This window comes from Pristimantibacillus sp. Z349TD_6 (genome assembly GCF_056173205.1).
In genome coordinates this window covers 5080748-5104303 of sequence record NZ_CM149662.1, presented here as the reverse complement: position 1 = coordinate 5104303, position 23556 = coordinate 5080748, and the positions used below count along the sequence as shown (strand labels likewise).

General features: G+C 45.8%; 17 protein-coding genes. 13 read left to right on the top strand and 4 right to left on the bottom strand.

The window, feature by feature from the left end:
- The first annotated feature begins 30 nt into the window (after positions 1 to 30).
- The 6 genes from AC0VYE_RS22490 to AC0VYE_RS22465 all read left to right on the top strand — a co-directional run bounded on the left by AC0VYE_RS22490 (position 31) and on the right by AC0VYE_RS22465 (position 12685).
- Positions 31 to 1524 carry an alpha-N-arabinofuranosidase gene (locus tag AC0VYE_RS22490; RefSeq protein ID WP_475442928.1) on the top strand — a complete coding sequence of 498 codons (1494 nt, stop codon included), beginning with the start codon at positions 31 to 33 and terminating at the stop codon, positions 1522 to 1524.
- A gap of 14 nt (positions 1525 to 1538) precedes the next feature.
- Positions 1539 to 1811 carry a DUF6171 family protein gene (locus AC0VYE_RS22485; RefSeq protein WP_076266710.1) on the top strand — a complete coding sequence of 91 codons (273 nt, stop codon included), beginning with the start codon at positions 1539 to 1541 and terminating at the stop codon, positions 1809 to 1811.
- Between the two features lie 215 nt (positions 1812 to 2026).
- A complete protein-coding gene (locus tag AC0VYE_RS22480) occupies positions 2027 to 3040 on the top strand; it encodes an S-layer homology domain-containing protein (RefSeq protein WP_475442927.1) in 1014 nt (337 codons plus the stop codon).
- Positions 3037 to 3633 carry a TlpA family protein disulfide reductase gene (locus tag AC0VYE_RS22475; protein ID WP_076266711.1) on the top strand — a complete coding sequence of 199 codons (597 nt, stop codon included), beginning with the start codon at positions 3037 to 3039 and terminating at the stop codon, positions 3631 to 3633. Before AC0VYE_RS22480 ends, AC0VYE_RS22475 begins: the two co-directional genes overlap by 4 nt.
- A gap of 88 nt (positions 3634 to 3721) precedes the next feature.
- On the top strand, positions 3722 to 8104 hold the full coding sequence (locus tag AC0VYE_RS22470; RefSeq protein WP_475442926.1) for a beta-L-arabinofuranosidase domain-containing protein: 4383 nt from the start codon (positions 3722 to 3724) through the stop codon (positions 8102 to 8104).
- Positions 8105 to 8182: 78 nt separating this feature from the next.
- Positions 8183 to 12685, top strand: a complete 4503-nt coding sequence (locus tag AC0VYE_RS22465; protein WP_475442925.1) for a PA14 domain-containing protein — start codon at positions 8183 to 8185, stop codon at positions 12683 to 12685.
- 99 nt (positions 12686 to 12784) lie between these two features.
- On the opposite strand, the gene AC0VYE_RS22460 is transcribed toward AC0VYE_RS22465, so the two are convergent.
- The 3 genes from AC0VYE_RS22460 to melA all read right to left on the bottom strand — a co-directional run bounded on the left by AC0VYE_RS22460 (position 12785) and on the right by melA (position 16469).
- On the bottom strand, positions 12785 to 14113 hold the full coding sequence (locus tag AC0VYE_RS22460) for an IS3 family transposase (protein ID WP_475442581.1): 1329 nt from the start codon (positions 14111 to 14113) through the stop codon (positions 12785 to 12787).
- Between the two features lie 140 nt (positions 14114 to 14253).
- Positions 14254 to 15027 carry a cupin domain-containing protein gene (locus tag AC0VYE_RS22455; RefSeq protein ID WP_475442924.1) on the bottom strand — a complete coding sequence of 258 codons (774 nt, stop codon included), beginning with the start codon at positions 15025 to 15027 and terminating at the stop codon, positions 14254 to 14256.
- A gap of 143 nt (positions 15028 to 15170) precedes the next feature.
- Positions 15171 to 16469 carry an alpha-galactosidase gene (gene melA, locus AC0VYE_RS22450; RefSeq protein ID WP_475442923.1) on the bottom strand — a complete coding sequence of 433 codons (1299 nt, stop codon included), beginning with the start codon at positions 16467 to 16469 and terminating at the stop codon, positions 15171 to 15173.
- Between the two features lie 148 nt (positions 16470 to 16617).
- Between melA and AC0VYE_RS22445 the strand changes: the two genes are divergently transcribed.
- The 7 genes from AC0VYE_RS22445 to AC0VYE_RS22415 all read left to right on the top strand — a co-directional run bounded on the left by AC0VYE_RS22445 (position 16618) and on the right by AC0VYE_RS22415 (position 22391).
- Positions 16618 to 17472, top strand: coding sequence for an AraC family transcriptional regulator (locus AC0VYE_RS22445; RefSeq protein ID WP_076266715.1), 855 nt, complete (start codon positions 16618 to 16620; stop codon positions 17470 to 17472).
- 123 nt (positions 17473 to 17595) lie between these two features.
- The gene (locus tag AC0VYE_RS22440; RefSeq protein WP_475442922.1) at positions 17596 to 18144 is read left to right on the top strand and encodes a hypothetical protein; all 549 of its coding nucleotides are present in this window, start codon (positions 17596 to 17598) and stop codon (positions 18142 to 18144) included.
- 211 nt (positions 18145 to 18355) lie between these two features.
- Positions 18356 to 19297, top strand: coding sequence for an aldo/keto reductase family protein (locus tag AC0VYE_RS22435; RefSeq protein ID WP_475442921.1), 942 nt, complete (start codon positions 18356 to 18358; stop codon positions 19295 to 19297).
- A gap of 15 nt (positions 19298 to 19312) precedes the next feature.
- A complete protein-coding gene (locus tag AC0VYE_RS22430; protein WP_475442920.1) occupies positions 19313 to 20161 on the top strand; it encodes an NAD-dependent epimerase/dehydratase family protein in 849 nt (282 codons plus the stop codon).
- A gap of 97 nt (positions 20162 to 20258) precedes the next feature.
- The gene (locus AC0VYE_RS22425; RefSeq protein WP_076266718.1) at positions 20259 to 20465 is read left to right on the top strand and encodes a hypothetical protein; all 207 of its coding nucleotides are present in this window, start codon (positions 20259 to 20261) and stop codon (positions 20463 to 20465) included.
- 149 nt (positions 20466 to 20614) lie between these two features.
- Positions 20615 to 21703 (top strand): tetratricopeptide repeat-containing glycosyltransferase family 2 protein, encoded by a 1089-nt coding sequence (locus AC0VYE_RS22420; protein ID WP_475442919.1) that lies wholly within the window; start codon positions 20615 to 20617, stop codon positions 21701 to 21703.
- A gap of 166 nt (positions 21704 to 21869) precedes the next feature.
- Complete coding sequence (locus AC0VYE_RS22415) at positions 21870 to 22391, top strand: complement C1q domain-containing protein (RefSeq protein ID WP_076266720.1); 522 nt, start codon at positions 21870 to 21872, stop codon at positions 22389 to 22391.
- A gap of 44 nt (positions 22392 to 22435) precedes the next feature.
- Here the strand turns inward: AC0VYE_RS22415 and AC0VYE_RS22410 are convergent, their stop codons facing one another.
- Complete coding sequence (locus AC0VYE_RS22410; RefSeq protein ID WP_076266721.1) at positions 22436 to 23455, bottom strand: LacI family DNA-binding transcriptional regulator; 1020 nt, start codon at positions 23453 to 23455, stop codon at positions 22436 to 22438.
- Positions 23456 to 23556: the final 101 nt, after the last annotated feature.

Genomic DNA, 23556 nt, shown 5'->3' with positions numbered 1-23556 from the left:
TTCTATTATATTGAAGCGAGGTCGATTCATTTGGCAAACCGTATAACCATTAACGCTGATTTGGCTGCAGGTACGATTAATCGCAATATTTATGGACATTTCTCTGAGCATTTGGGACGTTGTATTTATGAAGGGATATGGGTAGGTGAGGATTCTCCTATTCCGAACACAAATGGGATTCGCAATGATGTAGTCGCAGCGCTTAAGCAGCTGAAAATTCCAGTTCTTCGCTGGCCGGGCGGCTGCTTCGCGGACGAATATCATTGGAAGGACGGCATTGGACCGCGCGAGTCGCGCAAGCGGATGATCAACACCCACTGGGGCGGTGTTGTTGAGAACAATCATTTTGGGACGCATGAGTTTTTAATGCTGTGTGAAATGCTGGAATGCGAGCCTTACATCTCAGGCAACGTGGGCAGCGGCACTGTTCAGGAAATGTCAGAGTGGGTAGAGTACATGACATTTGAAGGCGTATCGCCAATGGCAGAGCTGCGTGCAGAAAACGGCAGGGAAAAGCCGTGGAACGTGAAATATTTTGGCGTCGGCAACGAGAACTGGGGCTGCGGCGGCAACATGCGACCTGAATATTATGCGGATCTGTATCGCAGATATCAAACCTATGTGCGCAATTATGGCGATAACAAAATCCATAAGATCGCTTGCGGTCCAAACGTAGATGATTACCGCTGGATGGACGTTGTCATGCGGGAAGCGCATGGGATGATGGATGCGATATCGCTGCATTATTACACCATTCCGGGTGAGTTTTGGACACAAAAAGGTCCAGCAACAGGCTTCTCCGAGGATGAATGGTACGGTACATTAAAGAAAACATTTTATATGGACGAGCTGATTACGCGCCATTCGGCTATTATGGATCGTTATGATCCGAAGAAGCGAGTTGGCCTTATGGTTGATGAATGGGGTACGTGGTACGATGTGGAGCCGGGTACAAATCCAGGGTTTCTGTATCAGCAAAACACGATTCGTGATGCGCTGGTTGCTGGAATTACGCTTCATATCTTCCACGATCATTGCGACCGAGTACAAATGGCTAACATTGCTCAGGTGATCAATGTGCTGCAATCGGTCATTTTGACTGAGGGTGAGAAAATGGTGCTGACGCCAACGTATCACGTTTTTGATATGTATAAGGTGCATCAGGATGCAACGCTTCTTACCACGTCGATTGACAGTCAGGATTATGCGCACAATGACCAGAAGATTCCGCAAGTATCCGTATCTGCATCGAAGGACGCGAGTGGCCGCATCCATGTAAGCTTGTGTAATTTGGACAATCAGTCCGAAGCGGATGTGGAGATTGATCTTCGCGGCCTAGCTGGTGCAGGGCTTAAGGTTTCGGGTACAGAGCTTACAGCTTCCGTTAAGGATGCGCACAACACGTTTGAAAATCCGGAAGCTGTTGCGCCAACCGCATTTCAAGCTTTCACTGTTAATGGATCAAAAATTAGCGCAAAGCTCTCGCCAATGTCGGTAACAGTGCTAGAGCTGATCTCAGAATAGGGATACCACCAGCGATGAGCAGCAAAAATGCGTGCAAAGGCTGTCGTGACGATTACCTTGTCACGGATGAGCAGATTGATCGGATCTTGGCGGCGCCGATGTTCCAGTCTGAAATTAGTGTGCCGGATGATGTGTACGAGCAGCGCCTACAGCAATGTAGAAACTGCCCTAAGTTTCAATATGGTACGACCTGTACCGTATGCGGGTGTTTCGTACGTATTGCTGCCAAATATAAAGAACGTGCTTGTCCGAATCCTGGGGATAGCCGCTGGTCGAAATATGCATGAAAATATATAATTAAGGATTTTAGAGCTGCTCTCTGTCTATATAGAGAGCAGCTCTATTTATTTTTAAAAAGGAACGGCGGAAATTCATAACTTTTAACCTGATATTGCAAATACATTCCAAATTCATCTTTGTACAATAAAACTATCGATTGGATGGCTAGATGGTTATGCACATCTCTCATTACTATTCTATGTAGATGAAAGGGACGATTTCATTGAAGAAATGTAAGCGTTTTATGTCGGCTGGTTTGATCGTTTTATTGCTTGCTATGGCACTCCCAAGCTTTGCGTTTGCAGCGGATACGCCGGTGTTCGCACTTACCCAGGAGAAATCGGATAAAGATATTAAAGTCGTCGTTACTGCGGATAAGCTAACCGATATGTACGCTTATGAGGTGAAGCTGACATTTGATGCAAAGAAGCTGCGCTTTAAGAGTGCCAGCAGCAGCATTGCAGGATTCTCGATATCGCCGATCGTCGAAGGCAATCAAATTGTGTTTGCTGCGACGAAGATAGGGAACAAAGCAGGCGAGAATGGTAAAAGCGTATTATCCAGCTTTCTATTCGAGCCAATAGGAAATGGAAATACCGAGGTAAAGCTTACCGATGCGAAGCTTGTAAAAAGTACCCTTGATTCCAGTACGCTGAAGCCTAATGTGAAGCTTACCGCTAACCTCGGAAATTCAGCGGTATCATTCAAAGATATTGCGGGACACTGGGCAATCGCATCCATTGAGCGTGCTGTTCAGCTAGGGTTTGTTAATGGTTATACGGACGGAACCTTCAAACCAAATGCACAGGTTACCCGCACGGAATTTGCAGCGATGCTCGTCAGGGCACTAGATTTGAAAGCTGATCTAGCAGCAGATGTATCGTTTAAAGATGCAGGCAGCATACCAAGCTGGGCTTCCGCTTTTGTTGGTACTGCAGTAAAAGCTGGCATTATAACAGGGTACGAGGACAATACATTCCGCCCTAGCAAGCCAATTAATCGCGCGGAAATTGCGGTAATGGTCGTTAGAGCGCTCGAATGGAAGGTTGATCAGGCGAAAAAATCCTCATTTGCAGATCGAAGCCAAATTCCAGCTTGGGCGGAGCCTTCTGTAGCGATGGCTGCTGAAGCGGGCATCATCAAAGGCAGAGGCGAAAATAAATTTGCACCAAGCGCTAATGCGACTCGGGCTGAAGCCGTTACTCTCTTGCTTGCTTTGATTGACTCAAAGCAATGAAAAAAACGATTCTAGTAATTTCTGTTTTTTTGTCGGCTACTGTCTTGGGTTTGTTTTTCATATTAAATTCGGATCAAACGAGCGGGAATGCAGGCGATAAGCTGGATGCATCCGCGCTGGAGAGCGTATTAAGTGTGAATCAGGAGGCTGCTTTGCACCGCAAAGCGACTTCAGGTGTGAAGGCGCCAGCCTTTACGCTCAAGGATCTGAACGGAAAAACCCACACCGTAGCGGGTGCAGAAGATAAACCGATTGTTTTGCAGTTTTGGGCGAGCTGGTGCGAGGCATGCAGTGTTGAAGCTCCCACCTTAAAGAAGCTGCATGAGAGATATGAAGATAAAGTAGATTTTTATGGCGTGAATCTATCATCGGAAGAAAAACAAGCAAGCGCCATTGAAACCTTCATCGAGGAAAATGAATGGCGATTTACGAACTTACTGGATGCCAATAAACGTGCCTCTTATTTATACGAGCTGCATGCGCTGCCAACTACATTTATTATCGATACGGACGGCACGGTACTGGATACATTTCATTTGATAGATCCGATGGAGTTTGAGAGCAAGCTGGAAATGTTAACGGAGGGGAGGTGAGCTTGCATCATATTCTAGCAGCTGAATTGAAACGCAAGCTTAGCATGAGCTTGCGATTGCAAGAACTAAGATTGAGGAGTGAAGCTGGATGCGGTTCAGTGCCAGGCTGAAATCAATGATTGTATTACCGCTCATTTTTTCAATGTATGTAAGCATTTTTTTGCCAGCAGTTCATGTAGAAGCTGCGACTGGAGCAGAGCCGGTTTTTTTCGAGGATCATTTCAATCGTTCCATCATTAATGAAAATTGGACGGTCATCGATGGCATATGGTCAACGGCAAATGGCAAAATGACTGGAGAAAGCGGATCGGGCTCTAAAGCTTTGGTTAAGCAAACCGAAATACAAGATGGCACCGTGGAGGCAGATATAAGCCTTGCCAGTCGAAACGGTGATGCGGGATTGCTTTTCCGAACGGTTAGCGCAGCGCCAGGGGCGGACAATGTGAAAGGTTATTACGCAGGCATTTCCGCCCAAGGAACGGGCAGCGTATTTCTAGGCCGTATGGACAACAAATGGACTGAGCTGAAGCGAACTTCGATAGCGATTAATCCTACTGTTGTTTATCACTTTAAAGTTAGCGTTGCCGGATCGCAAATTAAGTTTTATGTCAATGATAAGCTGGTATTGGAACAATCGGATACGACCTATACGAAAGGTCAGGTCGGCGTAAGGCTTTACCAATCCCAGCCAACCTATGACAATCTCAAACTTTCAAATGATAAGGGGGAGCTCGCATTTACGGATTCATTTGATGTCCCAGCGGATGGGCTCACATTGCCGAGTTGGCATGCCGCTCAAGGCGAGTGGAAATTGGAATCGGGCGGGATAACCGTAAACGCTGGCGCAAATCAGGCTTTACTCGTAAAGGATACGGTGTTCACCGATTTTACAGTGGAGACCGATATTAAGCTGCCGCTAGCTGCGGGTACGGCAGGACTTTTGTTTCGAACTAAGCTAAGCGGTGAGGGAAAGGTGCCTCAAGGTTATTTTGCAGGACTGCGAAATGATGGAAACTTGGTACTTCGCCGGCTAACGGATAAGTGGACCGATCTTAAAGTCGTTAGAGCGCTGGATACGGTCACTGCGAACAAGTTTTATCAATTGAAGGTTGTAACCTATGGAAACGGCATCAAAATATATGTGGACGATATGCACAATTCTATTCTGGAATACACCGATGACAGTGAACAAAAGTTTACCTCAGGCGGCATTGGGGTATGGGCGGATGAGTCTGAGCCACTATTCGACAATTTTATTGCAACAGACTATGCCGTACCGGCGGAGTCGTTCCAAGAACTGGTCAAAAATAAAGACCCGCTTGTACAAACACCGTTTGTACCGCTTCCGCTTGGATCGGTCAAAGCTGATGGTTGGCTGCTTAAGCAATTAGAGCTTATGAAGGATGGTGCAACCGGATACGCAGAGGATTTATACGGAGAGCTCAGCACAAATTCGGAATGGCTGGGTGGAACAGCGCCAGAATCGAACTGGGAACGCCCTATCTATTATGTGAAGGGATTGGTCGCGCTCGCTTATACGCTTGACGATCCGGAGCTGATTGCAAAGTCGCAAAAATGGGTCAATTGGATGTTGAACAGCCAGCGTGATGACGGCTTCTTCGGTCCTGCCAGCGACAATGATTGGTGGCCGCGCATGGTTGCTATTTATGTGCTCAAGGATTATTACGAGGCGACAAATGACAAGAGAGTGATATCCTTTCTTACGAACTATTTTCATTACCAGCTGAACAATCTAGACCAGCGTCCGCTTAGGGATTGGGGACAAATCCGCAGCGGCGACAATATGAATGTCGTGCTCTGGCTGTACAACCGTACAGGAGATTTGTTTCTGCTGCAGCTCGCTGAGAAGCTGCATAAGCAAGGCGGCGATGAGACTGACATTTTTACGAACGACCATTTTTTAACAGCCGCTAAGATTAATCCTGATAACTTTTACTCGCAGCATACAGTCAACGTCAATCAATCGATTAAAACCCCCTCTATTTATTATCAACTATCGAACAATGAAGCAGATAAACTTGCATTTCAAGCAGGTGTAGAGCATCTGAATCAATCACACAATCAAATTACCGGCATGAATTCAGGAACAGAGATGCTCGCAGGGTTAGCTTCAACGCAAGGGGTTGAGCTTTGTGCCATTGTAGAGCGGGTACACAGCAACGCGGTTGCAGCCATGATTACCGGTGATCCGGCAATCGGAGATGCGCTGGAGAAAATTACTTTTAATTCGCTTCCGGGTGCTATGAGCAAGGATATTAAAACCCATCAATACTATTCGCTGCCGAATCAAGTGCAAAGCGGCGTAACCGATCATGGCTTTAAGCAAAATTACGGAAATGGCACCGTACAGTCGCCATATTCGGGTTATCCTTGCTGTCGTTTCAATATGCATATGGGCTGGCCTTATTTTGTGAAGGACATGTGGGCGGGTACTTCGGATGGCGGGCTTGGCGTTATTGCCTATGGACCGAGCCGTGTATCAGCCAAAATCAATGGAGCGAATGTAACCGTCAAGGAAACGACGAACTATCCGTTCGAGGATCAAATTCGGTTTACGATTGAGGAAGCGTCCAAGAGTGTGAACTTCCCGCTGAAGCTGCGTATTCCGGAATGGACGGACAAAGCGGTTATCACGGTGAATGGGCAGCCGCAAGAGGCCGCAGTATCCGGACAATATTTTACGATTGATCGGCAATGGACAAAAGGCGATACCGTTGTATTGACGCTGCCAATGGAGCTCAAAACATCGACTTGGGTCAACAATTCAATTGGCATCGAACGAGGACCGCTCGTATTCTCTCTGCAAATCGATGAGAACTGGGTAGAACAGTCTAATCCAGCGCCGCAAGTGAAGGCGCCCGGCTTCAAGGAATACAGCATCAATGCGCAGTCGCCTTGGAATTATGGTTTGCTGCTTGATCGCAACAACCCAGCAGATTCGATTCAGGTCGTCGCATCCGATATGCCGGATAATCCGTTCATACAGGAGACGACACCGATTAAGCTAATTGCCAAAGGGAAGAGAATCCCGTCATGGGGCAAAGCAGCCAACGGGGTATCAGCCGCAGAGCCGCCGGTTAGTCCTGTATATTCCGCAGAGCCTACGGAGGAAATTACGCTTGTTCCGTTTGGAGCGGAAAACCTGCGGGTTACTTATTTCCCTGAGGTGACTGAGGAAACGGACATTCAACCTTATAAATACGAGGCGGAAAACGCCCAGCTGTTCAAAGCGTCGGCTCGCAGCAATAATGTGCATGCATCAGGCTCAAGCTACGTTGGCGGTATCGACTATGCCGACAGCTACGTTAACTTTAATCAGGTTGAGGTTCCAGCAGCAGGGATGTACAAAATGTTTATTTGGTACGCGCAGAATACGGGGAATTATCAGCCAGCTGCTGCAAAAATTATTGTTAATGAAGGCGAAGAGCAGTCCTTGCAGCTCGCAGGGACGATTAATTGGGGCCGATTTATGGCTTCAAGCATCAACGTTGAGCTGAAGGAAGGGATTAACTCAATCAAGTTTATGCGGGGAGCTGGATCTAATCCGGGCTTTTATGAGCTAGACTACATCGCATTGTCAGCAGTTAGTAAAGAAGCTGTTGAGCCTTCGGATCAAGGAACAGTTGTACTGACAGGTGCTGCAAACGTACCGAGCGGTGCTGATCTGAATCTTATCTTAGCGGTTCGAAATGTTATGGACAGCGTATATCAGAGCGTTTATGCGCAGGACGTTACGGTAACCTTTGATCCAAGCAAACTAAGCTTCTCGGGTGCGGCGCCACTACGGGAAGGGCTGAATGTACTTGAACCCAAAGAGCTTGAGCCGGGCAAAATTCGGATATTAGCGTTTGGAGAGGGGGCAGCCCCTTCACCAAACGAAGACTGGCTGAAGCTGACTTTCAAAGCGGGCATAACAGAAGAAACGGCTAATACCTCTATAACGGTATCCGATGTTAAGCTTGCAAATGCAGAAGGGCAGGAGCTGCTGCTGTTTGAAGCGCAGCATCATCTTCAGATACAGGCAGCTCCGGGTGATAAGTCTGCACTGCTGGCGGCATTATCGCATGCGGAAGCTTTGTATGATGGAGCGGAAACAGGAACAGAACCGGGACAATATTCTCCTGCGATGAAGCAGCAGCTGCAATCGGCTATCAACAAAGCGAAGCTGGTTGCTGATGACGAGAAGGCAACGAAAGCTGAAATTGCAGCCGCGATTACGAAGCTGAATGCTGCATTAGAAGACTTCCTTGCCGGTGTCATCAAGCCAAGTAACGGTGACGTGAATCAAGATAATAAAATTACAGTTGGCGATTTGGCGATTGTAGCTTATTCGTATGGCAAATCCAGCAGCGATCCGAATTGGCAGCAGTTCCAAAAGGCAGATTTGAATCATGATGGCAAAGTGGATATTGAGGATCTTGCATTACTCGCTCGTTTGATTCTTGGCTAAACGGTACAAGGGGGAAGGCGCATCACTTCCTCCAGTAGATTTGGGTATCGATACTATGAATCTTTGGAGGTTCCGTTCATGTTGAATATAAGAAAAACAATGAGTACGCTTGTGGCATTATCTATGATATTTAGTATAGTAGCTTCCGCAATCTCCTTTGCACCCCGGGCTGCGGCAGCAGATGCAGGGGGAATGGCAGCTTCGCAGCAGCATGGGCTGATGGCTGAATATTTCACTGCGGGAGGGCCGCCCAATTTTGCTTTTGGAACCTTTAAAGGAGCTGGCTACGATTCGAATTTGGATATCTCCAATTTAGAGCCGGCCATCAAAATGTTTACAGGACAAGAAGATCGCGTCGGCATCAGATGGACGGGTTTCATTCAGCCTAAGCTTTCTGAGGACTATACCTTTTACATTACAGGTGATAATGGCTTCCGCCTTTGGGTTGATAATAAGCTTACGATCGACCACTGGATAGCGGACTGGGACAAAGAGCAAACTTCAAAGCCTGTCACTTTGGTTGCAGGTCAGAAATACAGCATTAAGCTGGAGTTGTTCGAAGACACGGGCGGCTCGAATGTTCACCTGCGCTGGTCTAGCAAGAGCTTAGCGAAGGAAGCAGTACCAACAGAAGCGTTTTATTTGCCAGACGGTTTCGCGCTTGGAGGTATCGTATCCGAGGATGGTTTGCAAGTTGAGCTGCCATTCCAAGAATCTTTGAAGCCAATCACTGCTGAGTTTGTAAAGCATCTGAAATTGCGTATCGTGACGGGCGATTTGCCTATTCTGTCGGCAGCTTTGAAGGATGGGGACGATAAAGTCGTCACCGTACTGCTGAAAGATCCAATGTATTCTAAGGATGTAGGCAATGTTAAAGTAATCTACGATGGCAAAGGCGGACTTGAAACGGTGGCAGGAGCAGCTGTAGCTAGCTTCGATAAACCTGTCTACAATGGTTCGAAATATCAGATCATGTCCCCTTGGGCGGCGGATGTAGACAAAGAAAACGTTCTGCCTGAATACCCAAGACCTCAATTAGCGCGTGAAAAATGGATGAATTTGAATGGAGAATGGGAGTTCCAAGCAGCCCAGAAGGGAGAAGCTGTTCCTGTAGGCCAAGTGTTGAAGGAGAAAATTCTCGTTCCGTTTGCAGCAGAAGCTAAGCTCTCTGGCATTAACCGCGTTGAGGATCTTATGTGGTATAAGCGCTCTTTTTCCGTTCCTGAGAACTGGGATGGTAAGCGAGTGAAGCTCAATTTTGGAGCGGTTGACTATTTGGCAACAGTATATGTGAATGGACAATCGGTAGGCAGCCATAAGGGAGGTTATACCTCATTTAGCTTTGATATTACGGATTATCTTGTGCCTGGGGACAATGAGCTTATCGTCCATGTACTGGATGAAACGGATATGGGAGCAGACCAAGCGGTTGGCAAGCAAACGGTCAAAAAACTCGGCGGCATTTGGTATACCTCCGTATCGGGTATATGGCAAACGGTGTGGCTTGAGCCTGTAGCTGCTGCACATATCGATAAACTCGATATGGTAACAGATATTCAAAACGGCATCTTGAAGCTGAAGGCAGCTGCTATCGGCGTTGAAGGACAAACGATTGAAGCGGTTGTTTTGGAAAATGGAAAAGTGGTGGGAACCGCAACAGGAGCAGCTGGAGCTGAGATTGCTGTGGCAGTTCCAAATGCACGGCTTTGGTCCCCAGATGATCCATATCTATATGATTTAAAGGTGTATCTGAAGGATGGAGCACAAACAGTAGATGAGGTTTCAAGCTATTTTGGCATGAGAGAGATTACGCTCGGCAAGGTAGACGGTATAACAAGGCCGCTAGTAAATGGGAAATTCGTCTTCCAGATGGGGCCGCTTGATCAAGGTTTTTGGCCGGACGGCATATACACGGCACCTACGGACGAAGCTTTGAAATTTGATATCGAGGCGGTTAAACGCGTCGGCATGAATACGATTCGCAAGCATATTAAGGTGGAGCCCGCTCGCTGGTATTATTGGGCAGATAAGCTAGGCGTACTCGTATGGCAGGATATGCCGAGCCTTGAGGATCGTCAAGGAAATAAAGGGTCAGATATTACACAAGCAACGAAGACGCAGTGGTTTAAAGAATACAAAGAGATGGTCGATCAATTGCGCAGCGTGACATCGATCATTGTGTGGACGGTGTTTAATGAAGGCTGGGGACAATTTGATCAAGGTGGGCAAATGACGAAGGATGCTACCAGCTATGTAAAAAGCCTTGATTCGACTAGGCTCGTTAACAGCACAAGCGGCTGGTGGGATGCTGGCGTCGGCGATTTGAATGATATTCATCGCTATCCTGATCCCGGCGCTCCGAATTACAGCGATACAAGGGCTGCTGTGCTTGGCGAATATGGCGGTTTAGGCTTGCATGTCCCAGGACATGAATGGAGCCCGCTCGTATTCTCCTATCAATTAATGAATAGCAAAGAACAGCTGACTTCTACTTATATTGCCTACATCAACAGGTTGAAGCAGCTGAAGGAATCAGGCCTGAGCGCAGCCATATACACACAAATTACAGATGTGGAATATGAAATTAACGGCTTATTGTCTTACGATCGCAAGGTTGAAAAAATGGATTTTGATCGAATTGCGACCGCGCATCGTGAGCTCATCGGCACAGCAACCAAAGGGGATTTGCTCGCTGAAATTGCAAGAGCAGAAGGAATGCTGAATCTCGCGAAAATGGGTTCAGGAGCCGGCGAATATGGGCAATCAACTGCTGATTCCTTTAAAGCTGTTATTGATTCCGCCCGCGAGACAGCTCAGAATGAGGCTGCAATGCCTGCACAAATTCAAACAGCGCTTAAATCTCTCCAAAACGCACGTGAGCAATTTTTTGTATCGGTGAACGATCCAATTCCGGCGGGTTCTTCCGTTGATCCGTTTAATGAGGCGACGCTAGACAGTGCTTGGTCTGTCTTTAAGGCAGACAACTCCAAATGGTCGCTGACGCGCAAACCAGGCTTTTTAAGCTTGGACACTTCACCAGGCGACACGTTCGGAAATTCAAATAACTTGCCGAACATATTTTTAAAGGATGCGCCAGCAGGCGATTTCGTCATTACAACAAAAGTGGAAGCGCCTGTACGCAAAAACTTCCAGCAAGCGGGATTGTTCATTTGGCAAAATGAGGACAATTACGTCAAGCTGGGCCATGTTTGGGATACAGAAGCTACAACTGGCAAAAGCCTCGAAACCGCATATGAGAAAAATGCGGTTTATGTTAAAGCGACAAACATGGTCAGCCATCCAGGTTACGATACGTCCTATTTGCAAATCAAAAAGGTAGGCAACGTCGTTTCTACTTTCTATTGGGATGGCAGCGCATGGAAACCTGCGGCAGACCCGATGACTGTTAATTTAAACAATTTGAAAATCGGTTTCTATGGTCTATCTTCGGGTGATAAAACGTCAATCCAAGCAAATTTTGATTATTTCTCGGTTGGTCCTGCTCAATTGTCGGATAAAACAGCACTTCAAGCGGCAGTTGTATCTGCTGAAGCCAAACATAATTCCGCTGTTGCAGGCACAGAACCCGGTCAATATCCGCAGTCTGCAAAAGATGCATTTGCTGCTTCAATCGCAACAGCTAAAGACGTATTGGCTCTTGCAACTGCAGACCAAGCGGCAGTAGATGCAGCGTTGGCGGCGCTAGGCAAATCGGTTGCTGACTTCGCAGCTTCTGTTGTACCTCCTGCTGTGAAAGACGCGACGGCTACGATTGCCGGAGCGGCACAGGTGAAAGCGGGTCAATCCTTCGATGCAACGGTTGGATTGTCAGGCGTAACGGAGGAGAAATATTCAAAGCTGTATGCGCAAATTTTAACAGTTAGCTTCGATGCTGCGAAATTAACGCTGACTGGCGCCACCTCCTTGCAGCAGGATTTCAGCATCCTTGAGCAAAAGGTTATCGAGCCAGGCAAGGTGAGGATTGTAGCGGCAGGTCAAGGCAAAGGCATTGATGCCAATTCGGAATGGCTGAAGCTGAGCTTCTTGGCAGCTGTTACGGGGAGCACAGGCAATACAGCCATTCAAATTAGCGACTTTACGGTTGCAAATAGCTTGGGAGAAGAGCTTGAAGCAAAATCAGCTTCCCATACGCTGCAAATTAGTGCCGTTGTTGATGTGACGGGCTTAAATCAGGCGATAGCCGCAGCGGAAGCCATTTACGATGGAGCGGTAGTCGGCACACAGCCTGGTCAATATCCGGCAGCAGCAAAAGCAGCGTTCGGTGAAGCCATTGCCGCAGCGAAAGCCGTTGCCGTTAACCCGAATGCAAGCGAAGCGCAAGTGAGCGCAGCTATTGCTCAGTTAAGTGCGGCAGTGACGACGTTCCAAGCTTCCAAATTGTCAGGCGATATTAATAACGACAATAAGGTATCGATTGGCGACCTCGGCATCGTAGCAGCTGCATATGGCAAAACAAGCGCAGATCCGAATTGGTCGCAGTATAAGAAATCCGATCTAAATGCGGATGGTAAAATTGATATTGTGGATATCGCGATGCTTGCAAGATGGATTCTGGGGTAACATTTCGTTAGATTTTGCTTACAATAAAGAAGAGGGTGACCCGAAGCAACGGACTGCTAAACTGACCCCTTAGTCAAGGACACTTTGAAAAAAAGAGCACTAAGCCACACTTAAGAGATGATTCCTGTACTGAACAGGAGTCATCCTTTTTTGTTTCCACTGATATCTATGATGATTGTAATAACGAATATAGCGATTAATTTCTCGTTCTAATTCAGCCAAGGTTGTACAGTCTTGACTCTTCACATGATCTTTCATATGACCGAAGAAGGACTCCTGAGGTGCATTATCCCAACAGTTTCCACGACGTGACATCGATTGTCCAAGGCCCTTACTCTTCAATAATTTCTGGTAGGTAGGGCTCGTGTAATGGCTCCCTTGATCGGAATGGATAAAGACCTTCTTATGAAGTTTTACGCGCTTCTGCTTCATTAACGATTCAATGGTATTTGTGACTAAAGGCAGTTGGAGGGATACGGAGAGATTTCGGGCTAGAAGCTCCCCTGTAGAGGCGTCCAAAATGGTCGACAAATAAGCCGTCTGTGATTTTCCATACGGAAGATAGGTGATATCCGTGAGTAAAACAAGGCCTGGGATTCCCTTCTTAAAGTCCCTCTGCAGCTTATTTGGGAGCGTGCGGTGTTCGAGTGTAGCTTTGGTCATAAGTCGATACGGGTTAGGTTTTCGATGAGGACAAACGAGGTCAAATTTTTTCATTAGCCTTTGAATTCGCTTTAGATTGTAACAGGTGTCATATTCGCTCTGGAGCGTCATCTTAATGGATCGGGAGCCTTTTTTATAACCTCTTCGATGAAAGGCTTTCTTGATAAGTGCACCTGCTTGCTCATCCGCTAACGTACGCTTCTGACGCTTGTCAGCAGAGTGAAGGTAGTTATAAAAGCCAGAGCGTGACACGTCAAGCAGTTGACAAAGGTAACGTGTCATTCGCCCCAAACCTTGTTGAACAGCTTCCTGAATAAGGTTAAAACAATCACTCGGATTTAGGATCTTTCCGTTTGCTGTTAGCCTCCTTTCGTTCCTGTCTAACTTTTTTACGTATGCCAGTTGAGCCTCCAAAAGTCTAATCTTTGCATCCTGCCTGGCAATAATCTCTTCAGGAGATAAATCTCGTTTTGATGGACGTAGAACCGCTTCTTTTCTCGAGTCCGCAAGTCCCGTAATCCCATCTTTTTCGTAGGCTTTCTTCCAACGATCTGCACATTGTTCGATCCGCTTCAACCCGAGGATCTCCACTTGAAATCCACTGGTTTCAAAAATCTCCCTCGGAGTTCGTCCCGATACATATTGGTCAATGAACACACGTTTGAATTCATCAGCATACGTAATTGATTTTTCGCTGACTCGTAAGACATACGGGTTGTTAGCTAACTGTTCTTGTTCATATTGATTAAAGTGTTTTTTACTCATATGACCGCCCCCACTATTCACTCTAGTATACAAAAAAAGGTACCCATACACTAAACCCTTTTTTCAAAGTGTCCAGTGTATGGGTACCAGTTTATGCTTGGGTTCCCTCTTTTTTTGTCGGTTTCTGTGGGTTTAAGTTATTAATATGGATGCTGATAATACTGCTGGCCATACATTTGATTGTAATAGCCTTGGTTAGGTTTAGCTTGGTTAGATTGGATACCTTGATTAGGCTGATATGCTTTATTGGACGGCAACGTTTGGTTTGGCTGCAATACTTGATTGGATTGCAATACTTGATTCGATTGCACTGGAGCTTGCTGCTGCATTGGAGCTTGATTAGGCTTCTGCATATTTTTGCTTTGGCCTTGTACGGGATTATAGCTGCAATTGCTCGGAGGTCCCAAAATAACGGTATCTTTTAAAGGTGCTAACGCATTTTCTAATTTTTCTTGATCTAAGCAGTAGGTATACGCAAGGATGTTGGTTGGTGTTAATCTTAAAATATCGGAGCCAAAAATAACTTCCGGGATTGGCGCATCAAAGATGGCTAGCAGATGAGTATTATCGACGGTCGCCATTTCATAGTGCCACCAGCCTTGCGGAATGTTGACGACTTGAGCGGGCTGTACCAAGTAATGAAGGAACTCGTTCGTAAAAGGGTTCATGAGCGCGATTTCTGCTGATCCTGATATGCAATATACGAGTTCAGACGCATTCTGATGGTAGTGAGGCTCAACGACATTGCTTTTGCTAAGATAGATATCGAGAAGCGACGAATTCCCTAACGTATTCAATTGCTTCACTGAAAGCAAGTTGATGTAGTTGTATGGATCTTTTTTGAAAAAAGTACTATTGTTCAAATCATAAGCAAATTCCGTCTGTGGAGACGTATAGTCCATATAAGAAGTCATTTGAAAATCCTGCCCCTCTTCCATTAGCTGGTTAAATGTTTACTGGGATAGGATATGTATTTGCCCATATGATGGTGAAGGTTGCTGGAAAAAAACAAGGCAGACAAGTGCATGAATAACGATGCACTCGTCTGCCTATTCGTTTATTTATAGCTTGGAAGCCAGCTGCCATGCGCTTCGATGAGCTCATCGCAAAGCGATACAATGTCATCCATAGACAATTCTGCTGAGGTATGCGGATCAAGCATTGCAGCGTGATAAATATGATCTCGCTTGCCAGTAATCGCCGCTTCGATCGTTAATAGCTGCGTGTTGATATTCGTACGGTTTAATGCTGCAAGCTGTGGCGGAAGGTCGCCAACATAGGTTGGTGTAACGCCATTCGCATCAACGAGGCATGGTACTTCTACGCAAGCTTCCTTCGGCAGATTCGTAATAAGCCCAGTATTCATCACGTTGCCGCCAATTTTGAACGGCTTGTTCGTTTCAATGGCTTCCAGAATGTACGAAGCATATTCATGACTGCGGCAGTGCTCAAGCTTGCTGTCATTAATAAGTGAATCGCGCATGGATTTCCAGCCTTCAATTTGACTAACACAGCGGCGCGGATACTCATCGAGAGGAATGTTGAAACGCTCGATCAGCTCTGGATAGTTCCGTTTGATGAAGTATGGATGGTATTCCGCATTGTGCTCGGAGGATTCGGTGATGTAGTAGCCGAATTTCAGCATGAGCTCGTAACGAACCATATCATGATGTTTCTCCAATTGCTTCTCGGCTGCACGGCGTTTGATTTCCGGGTAAAGATCAACCCCGTCTTTGCATGCTTCAAGCAGCCATGCCATATGGTTGATGCCTGCAATTTTGTACTTAACGCCCGTTGTATCCATACCCAAATGATCAAATAAATGTGGTACACAAACTTGTACACTGTGGCACAAGCCAACCGTTTTCACGCCGCCATAGGTGTTCATTACGTTCGTGAGCACGGCCATTGGGTTGGTGTAGTTAAGGAACAGGGCATCCGGACAAACCTCGTTAATATCGCGAGCGAAATCCAGCATTACAGGAATCGTGCGTAGATTACGGAAAATACCGCCAATGCCTACGGTATCGGCAATCGTTTGGCGCAAGCCGTATTTTTTTGGAATCTCGAAATCGGTAATCGTACAAGGATCATAGCCGCCTACTTGAATGGCGTTTACGATGTATTTGGCACCGCGAAGCGCTTCTTTCCGGTCGGTATAAGCTTTAATCTCGCAAGTGCTTTCACTTGTTTTTTTAATATTAAGCAGCATTTGCTCGGAATCGAGAAGACGCTCCGCATCAATGTCAAATAAAGCGATTTCAAAACCTTGCAGTGCAGGTGTCTGCATGACATCTCCAAGAATGTTTTTGGCAAAAACACTGCTTCCTGCGCCGATAAAAGTAATTTTAGACATTAGACAATAGCCTCCTATTGGATGATTGCTGACTCCTTTAGTATAAGGAGAACAACTGCAAATGAATATGGAAGGAACGAAGCATTATATGGAGAAATGTTGCATCATTTAGTATGCTTAGAGAAGTCAGCTTAATGGAGGTGCATAGATGGAAACGCATCATCGTATAACCATGAGTATTAATACAGCTCCGCTGAAAGGCGAAATGTCGGTCTTGTTCAGCGGAATCGGCGAACCGGTCGCGGGCCATTTTATAGGACCGGCTGTTCATGATTATTATTTAATTCACATTGTACTGGATGGGGAAGGCACATTTGAAACGCTGGGGAAGACTTACTCTTGCAGCGCGGGGGACGCTTTCATCATTTTTCCGGATATTCTGGTCAAATACGAGGCAAGCCTGCACAATCCTTGGAAATATACATGGGTAGCCTTCTCGGGAGATATTGTGGAAGCTTCTCTTCGTTCGATTGGGATCACGCCAGACCTTGCTGTTATACGCGGATTCTCGCTGCCGACGATTTATCGGATGTTTCGGAAAATACGCAAAGGTATGGAGAAAACGAATGCCCCAGCGCTTGGCAATATGGAGGCTTCGGGTTGGCTGAGACTAATATTTCATGAGCTTGGACGAATGAACCCTGCGAGAATAACCGAAGAGATCGTACCAGAATCTCGTTCTTACCGCCAAATTGATCAGGCAATTCGCCTCATATCGCTCCAATATGGACAGCAGCTCTCTATAGAAGGGATCGCTCAAACACTCGGCTATCATCGCGCGCATTTAACGAGGCTGTTCAAGGATGCGACGGGGCTGCCGCCCATGCAATATTTACAAAAGGTACGCATGAAGAAAGCAGAGGAGCTGCTGGAAGGTGAGCTTACGATCGCCCAGATTGCCTCATCTGTTGGATTTAATGACCCGCTTTTTTTTACGAAGCAATTTCACAAATGGAGCGGACAATCCCCTACGGAATTTCGCAAAAACTTGAATAAGCAATAGAACGATAAACGAGCGAAAAATAGATAGGTGTTATTCGAAAACAGTGGATAATTTCTCCATAAATGCAACCTAAGTAATCATCAAAGAGTCTATGATGATGAGGATGAAGAGGAGGGGTTTGAAATGAGGTTCAAGATTTGGTTTGTTTTGCTAGCCACCGTTTGTATACTTAGTGCCTGTGAGAATAATGGAACAACGAATAGCAGTGGGAAAGTGGTCTCTAGCGAGTCAGAGGAAATGCAAACTTCCAATGAAGAAAAACATATATCAGATGACATGAACGAGGTTATTTCAAATTATATTATTCAAAAATACGATTCAGTTTACTATCAAACAGAAAAACAGTTTGAGGTGCATGAGGTTTATGGCACAAGCGAATCATCGGGCATTATTACTGTGTATATGTATTCCTATTTTGGCGGATTTAATAAATTTTCGGGGCTAGAAAATCAAGCGGGGCATTCCTTGCCTGCGGTTATTCGTTTAAAGAAAAAAGCAGCGGGATATGTTGTAACCGAATATACTGAACCTGAAGACGGCAGTCTTTATCAATCTTCGTTGAAAAAGATGTTTCCAAAAAAGTATTTGGATATGCTGCATAATAAAAGCGGCACTTTAGAAGATTTACAAAAAGAAATGGACAATAAAGTGCAGCAATGGTTGGACGAATAGTATTGCCAATCCCTGTCTCAACGGGTTTATTTTAAGATAAAGATCAAGAATCTAGCAGTTACTTTAAGTATAGTATGTATATCTCATATAATATAGTGACCTTTTTTTCACTACTTACATAATGATACAAACTTCTCTAGAATAGAGATGCGACCGTGCTTAAGGCAGCATTTCGATTGCTATTTTACAATTCATAAGGAGATGAGTAGAGATGCAATTTCGTCATTTAGGGAAAAGTGGATTGAAGGTTAGCGAGATCAGTCTGGGAAGCTGGTTAACATACGGCGGTTATGTAGAACGTGAAAATGCGGTGAAAGCGATTCAAACAGCCTACGGGCTTGGCATTAATTTTTTTGATACAGCGAATGTATATGAGAGAGGGGAAGCAGAGAAGCTGATGGGAGAAGCGCTTCGTGCTTTCCCACGGGAATCCTATGTGCTCGCAACCAAAGTGTTTGGACAGATGGGTGATGGTCCAAATGATCGGGGATTATCCCGCAAACATATTATGGAGCAGTGCAATACCAGCCTGAAACGGCTTGGAGCAGAGTATGTGGATCTATATTACTGTCACCGCCATGATCCAAGTACGCCAATGGAAGAGACGCTTCGTGCGCTTGATGATCTGATACGCCAAGGCAAGGTGCTGTACGTTGGCGTTAGCGAATGGACAACCGCGCAAATGGTGGAAGCGCATGCAATTGCTGATCGTTACTTGCTCGACCGAATCGTAGTTAACCAACCGATTTATAATATGTTTAACCGATATATCGAGAAGGAAGTCATTCCTTACGGAGAGCGCGGCGGTATTGGACAAGTCGTGTTCTCGCCGCTCGCTCAAGGACTACTGACGGGCAAATACAATTCCGTGAATGAAGTGCCTGCGGACAGCCGTGCAGCGAAGCTTGATGGCATGCGCAAAGGTGTGACGGAAGAGAAAATCAATAAAGTGCGCGAGCTGAGCGTGGTGGCTGCAGAGCTGGAGTTAACGGTTGGTCAGCTGGCACTTGCATGGATTTTGCGCCAGCCGAATGTATCTAGTGCACTCGTTGGAGCTAGCAATCCTGCACAGGTGGAAGAGAACGTGAAGGCATCGGGTGTCGTGCTAAGCGCTGATATTACGGAGCGAATTGAACAAATATTAGGAGCATAAGAAGGAGTGAATGAAGTGCCGAAAGTAGTTGTTACAGGCGGCAGCGGCATGCTGGGGAAATGGGTAGTTAAGCATTTTGTTGAGCAGGGATACGAGGTTGTGAATGCGGATGTGAAACATCCAGCTGAACCGTTATGCCGCACCGTAATCGTTGATTTGAACCATTTGGGTGAAGTGTACGGCGTATTGGCTGGGGCGGATGCCGTTGTGCATTTGGCTGCCATTCCAGTTGCGTATTCGCATCCGAATGAGGTTACCTTTCACAACAACGTGATGTCTACCTACAACATATTGGAAGCTGCAGCGGGTCTTGGCATCCGCAAGGCAGTTATTGCTTCGAGCGAATCCTCTTATGGCCTCGTTTTTGCCAAAGAGAAGTTCGGGCCTAAGTATGTTCCCGTCGATGAAGAGCATCCGCAGCTTCCTGAGGACAGCTATGGCTTGTCCAAAATCGTAAATGAACAAACAGCGGATATGATAAACCGTAGAACAGGCATGCAGGTTGTTTCATTCCGCCTAGGCAATGTTATTGCACCAGAAGCGTATGAGCGATTCGAGTCATTTATCCATGATCCCGAGCAGCGCGAGCGCATTCTATGGAGCTACATTGATACGAGAGATGCGGCGGAAGCTTGTCAGCTCGCTATTGAAGCAGAGGGGCTCGGAAGCGTGGCGCTTAATCTTGCAGCGGATGATAGCAGTATGGCGCTGCCAAGCCGTGCGCTAATGGCCGCTCGTTTCCCGGAGGTCAATGATTTCCACAAGCCGCTGGAGGGGCACGAAACATTGCTCAGCAATGAGAAGGCTAAACGTCTGCTGAGCTGGAAGCCAAAACATCAATGGCGCGATTACGTCAACGGGTAAAGGGAAAGTCGAGTCCGAGAAAAAAATTATACGGTGAACGTTATTTTAGGACTGTTTTGGGGTAAACATGCTTATAAGCGAAAGGAGCTGATGAAGCATGTTAGATAATGAAAACAAGCCGCAGGAGGTTCCTGAGACAAATCCAGGACAGGAGCCGGAAATTATACCCCCGGATTCGCCGGTCATTAAGCCCGACCAGCCTATTCCGGAAATTGAGCCGCAGACGATCCCGGAAATTAAACCGGAGGTTGTTCCTGAGATCAAGCCGGACATTCCGCCTGAGGTTCCACCAAAGCAATACTAGAGTTAACGTTCATATGCAATCAACAATTAAGGCCGGATTTCTCCGTAAAAGGAGGAGCTCCCGGCCTTTTTTGTTTGTATATTTGTCCAAACACCACAAGTTATGGCTCCATATACTGCTTAGAGAATAGGTTATGGAGGTGTGTAGCAATGATTACGATTAGTTTATGCATGATTGTAAAAAACGAGGAGCAAGTACTGGCAAAATGCTTAAACTCCGTCAAAGACCTAGTTGACGAGATCATAATTGTAGATACGGGATCAACAGATAAGACAAAGGAAATTGCAGCTAACTACACAAGTAGAATCTTTCATATGGATTGGAATGACGATTTTTCGGCTGCGAGAAATTACTCTTTCAGTCATGCTGCTCAAGATTATATTTTATGGCTGGATGCAGACGATTGGCTTCAAGAAAACGATAGAACGAAGTTTAGCTTGTTTAAACAAACGATAGATTCAACTGTTGACTCCGTTAGCATGGATTATTATGTTGGATTCGATCCTCTTGGACAGCCTACAGCTGTCATTCAAAGAAACCGCCTGGTGAAGCGTTCCAAGCAATTTCAGTGGCATGATCCCGTGCATGAATATTTGGCAGTTGAGGGACATGTTATCTTCTCTGATATTGCTGTGAGTCACGGACGCGTGCATACAAACTCGGAACGAAATTTGCGTATATATGAACGAATGCTGGCGAAAGGAGCCGTTCTCTCCAATCGGCAATTGCTGCACTATGCAATGGAGTTAACCGCTAATCATTATTTTGAAAAGGCAATTGAGATTTATGAAGCTATTATTTCTAATCGCGCAAGCTACTTTGAAGATCAATTGCTAGCTTGTGATCGAATGGCTCATTGTCATCATGAGCTTGGCAATAAAGAGCAGGAGCTGCAATCTCTTTTAAAAACATTCAACTATGATATACCGCGTGCTGATTACGTATGCCGTATCGCTTATTATTTTCAGGAAAACTATGATTATGAGAAAGCGATTAACTGGTACCAATTGGCACTGAAGCTGGAAAAACCAGAAAAACGTCTGCTTGGCATTAATCACATGGCTTGGACATGGTTTCCCCATTTGCAGCTAGTGGCCTGTTACGGCAAGTTAGGGAAACTAGAGCAAGCGTATAAGCATAATGAGATTGCTCTTTCATATGCTCCCACGGATACAAACCTATTAGACAACAAACAATTGCTAGAGAAACGACTGGGCAAAAGAAAGGCTGGAAGCTAGCAGGATCATATGAATTCTACTCTTTATTTTTTAATAAAACAGCCTGTTTCATCTTTGCTAGACAAGTACCGTCTCTATTAATCGATTCGATCCATATAATAATGTATTGCTAGAACAACTAGTTTTGTTACTAGCTAAATAAATAGGGTTAGAAGGAGGGAAAAGCATGACTGTTACAAGAGCAAGGAAGGTAAAACAAAGCAGCAAAAGACTTATCTGCAAAGAGGTTGTCTGCAAGCGACCTGTCAGCAAGAAACTGATCTGTAAGCCAGTGAGAAGACGCAAATCCGCGTTCAGAGCTGTTTCTGGAATCGATCAGAATCTTCTTGATGGTACAACTGCCAAAGTTCTTTATCAAGTGGAAGAGCTGGATCTCAACAATGAATACAACCCGGCTAACTCAACTTTTCGTCCAAAACAAAAAGGCGTTTACGCTCTTTTTGCAAGTGTCTTCTTTCAAACGGTTACGGTCACAACCTATACGCTTGATTTGGAGATAAGAGTAAACGGCGTGCCAAGAATTTCAGATCAAGAAGATTTTACAAATACAAGCGGCATTATTGAAGCTAGTGGTCTTGTACAATTGCAGGCGCGTGATCGAGTACAGGTTTTTGCCACCGTTTTGAATAAGAATGTCCAAATCCAGAGCGGTTTAGCTACTCGGTTTGAAGGAGCAAGAATAAACTAAAAAGTGCCTGGAGGTTTCCTCTAGGCACTTTTTTACAAACTTAGCTAGAGTGAAGTGATTTCCTTCACGGATCGACGAATAATCAGTTCTGCCGGCAAAACGATTTTTTTCCACGGCAGCGCAGCTTCACGCTCTTGTATGCGGTCAACTAGCATTTGCATGCCCATGTAGCCGAATTGATAAGCCTGCTGAGCAGCTACGGTAAGGAATGGTTCTACTTCTGAATAAGGTCCAAGATCGTCAAAGCAAACGATGGACATATTGTCAGGAACGCTCATTCCGCGTTCACGGAACAGTCGTAAAATTTCTACAGCAAGCACATTGTTGCCCGCAACGATAGCCGTTGGAGGAGGGGAGAGCTGATCGAACCACTGGCCCATTTCGGTCAAATCGTTTAAAGGACCAAAGCTGGTCTCAAATACATATTTCTCGTTATAGTCCAGGTCATTGAGCTTCATGCCGTCTTGATAGCCTTGCAGCCTTAATCTCGCACTGGAGATGGAGGAAGAACCGTTCACCATCGCTATTGTGCGATGCCCTTGTGAGGCTAGATGCTCAACAAGCCTTCTAGCACCGTCTCTGCTGTCGCCAAGCACGATATCGCAATCAATGCCCGGTACCTCACGGTCAAGCAGCACAAATGGCACATTATGCTTGCGCAGTGAATTCAAATGAGGAAGAGAGGGATCGCCAGCAGGAGCGACAAGAACGCCGTCAACGCGAGTCGTCAAGATGGTCGTCACATAATCGGCTTCTTTTTCCAGATTTTCGTCGCTGTTTCCAAACAGCAGACGATAACCCGAACGTTTGGCAGCATCTTCCGCGCCGCGTGCGAGCGTCGTATAGAAAGGGTTCATAATATCAGTTATGAGCAGGAATAGCAGCTTCGTTTGCTGGAGTACGAGGCTTCGCGCCGTTTGATTCGGAACATAACCCAGCTCCTCCATAACACGAGTTACCTTCGTTCTCGTTTTTTCGCTTATTTTACCAGTGTTATTGATAACTCTGGAGACGGTCATAGCGGAGACGCCTGCCTTAGCGGCTACATCATATATCGTTACCATTTCGTAATCCCCTTATGGATAAATCATAGATTCTATCATACAAAAAAGTAGTCATTGACAGCAAGCCTTATTGTTGTTATTTTAATGTTATCGGTAACATT

Excerpts from the sequence above, each read along its gene's own strand:
- AC0VYE_RS22485 (WP_076266710.1), top strand. The coding sequence starts at position 1,539 with ATGAGCAGCAAAAATGCGTGCAAAGGCTGTCGTGACGATTACCTTGTC.
- AC0VYE_RS22475 (WP_076266711.1), top strand. The coding sequence starts at position 3,037 with ATGAAAAAAACGATTCTAGTAATTTCTGTTTTTTTGTCGGCTACTGTC.
- AC0VYE_RS22470 (WP_475442926.1), top strand. The coding sequence starts at position 3,722 with ATGCGGTTCAGTGCCAGGCTGAAATCAATGATTGTATTACCGCTCATT.
- AC0VYE_RS22465 (WP_475442925.1), top strand. The coding sequence starts at position 8,183 with ATGTTGAATATAAGAAAAACAATGAGTACGCTTGTGGCATTATCTATG.
- AC0VYE_RS22460 (WP_475442581.1), bottom strand. The coding sequence starts at position 14,113 with ATGAGTAAAAAACACTTTAATCAATATGAACAAGAACAGTTAGCTAAC.
- AC0VYE_RS22455 (WP_475442924.1), bottom strand. The coding sequence starts at position 15,027 with ATGACTTCTTATATGGACTATACGTCTCCACAGACGGAATTTGCTTAT.
- melA (WP_475442923.1), bottom strand. The coding sequence starts at position 16,469 with ATGTCTAAAATTACTTTTATCGGCGCAGGAAGCAGTGTTTTTGCCAAA.
- AC0VYE_RS22445 (WP_076266715.1), top strand. The coding sequence starts at position 16,618 with ATGGAAACGCATCATCGTATAACCATGAGTATTAATACAGCTCCGCTG.
- AC0VYE_RS22440 (WP_475442922.1), top strand. The coding sequence starts at position 17,596 with ATGAGGTTCAAGATTTGGTTTGTTTTGCTAGCCACCGTTTGTATACTT.
- AC0VYE_RS22435 (WP_475442921.1), top strand. The coding sequence starts at position 18,356 with ATGCAATTTCGTCATTTAGGGAAAAGTGGATTGAAGGTTAGCGAGATC.
- AC0VYE_RS22425 (WP_076266718.1), top strand. The coding sequence starts at position 20,259 with ATGTTAGATAATGAAAACAAGCCGCAGGAGGTTCCTGAGACAAATCCA.
- AC0VYE_RS22420 (WP_475442919.1), top strand. The coding sequence starts at position 20,615 with ATGATTACGATTAGTTTATGCATGATTGTAAAAAACGAGGAGCAAGTA.
- AC0VYE_RS22415 (WP_076266720.1), top strand. The coding sequence starts at position 21,870 with ATGACTGTTACAAGAGCAAGGAAGGTAAAACAAAGCAGCAAAAGACTT.
- AC0VYE_RS22410 (WP_076266721.1), bottom strand. The coding sequence starts at position 23,455 with ATGGTAACGATATATGATGTAGCCGCTAAGGCAGGCGTCTCCGCTATG.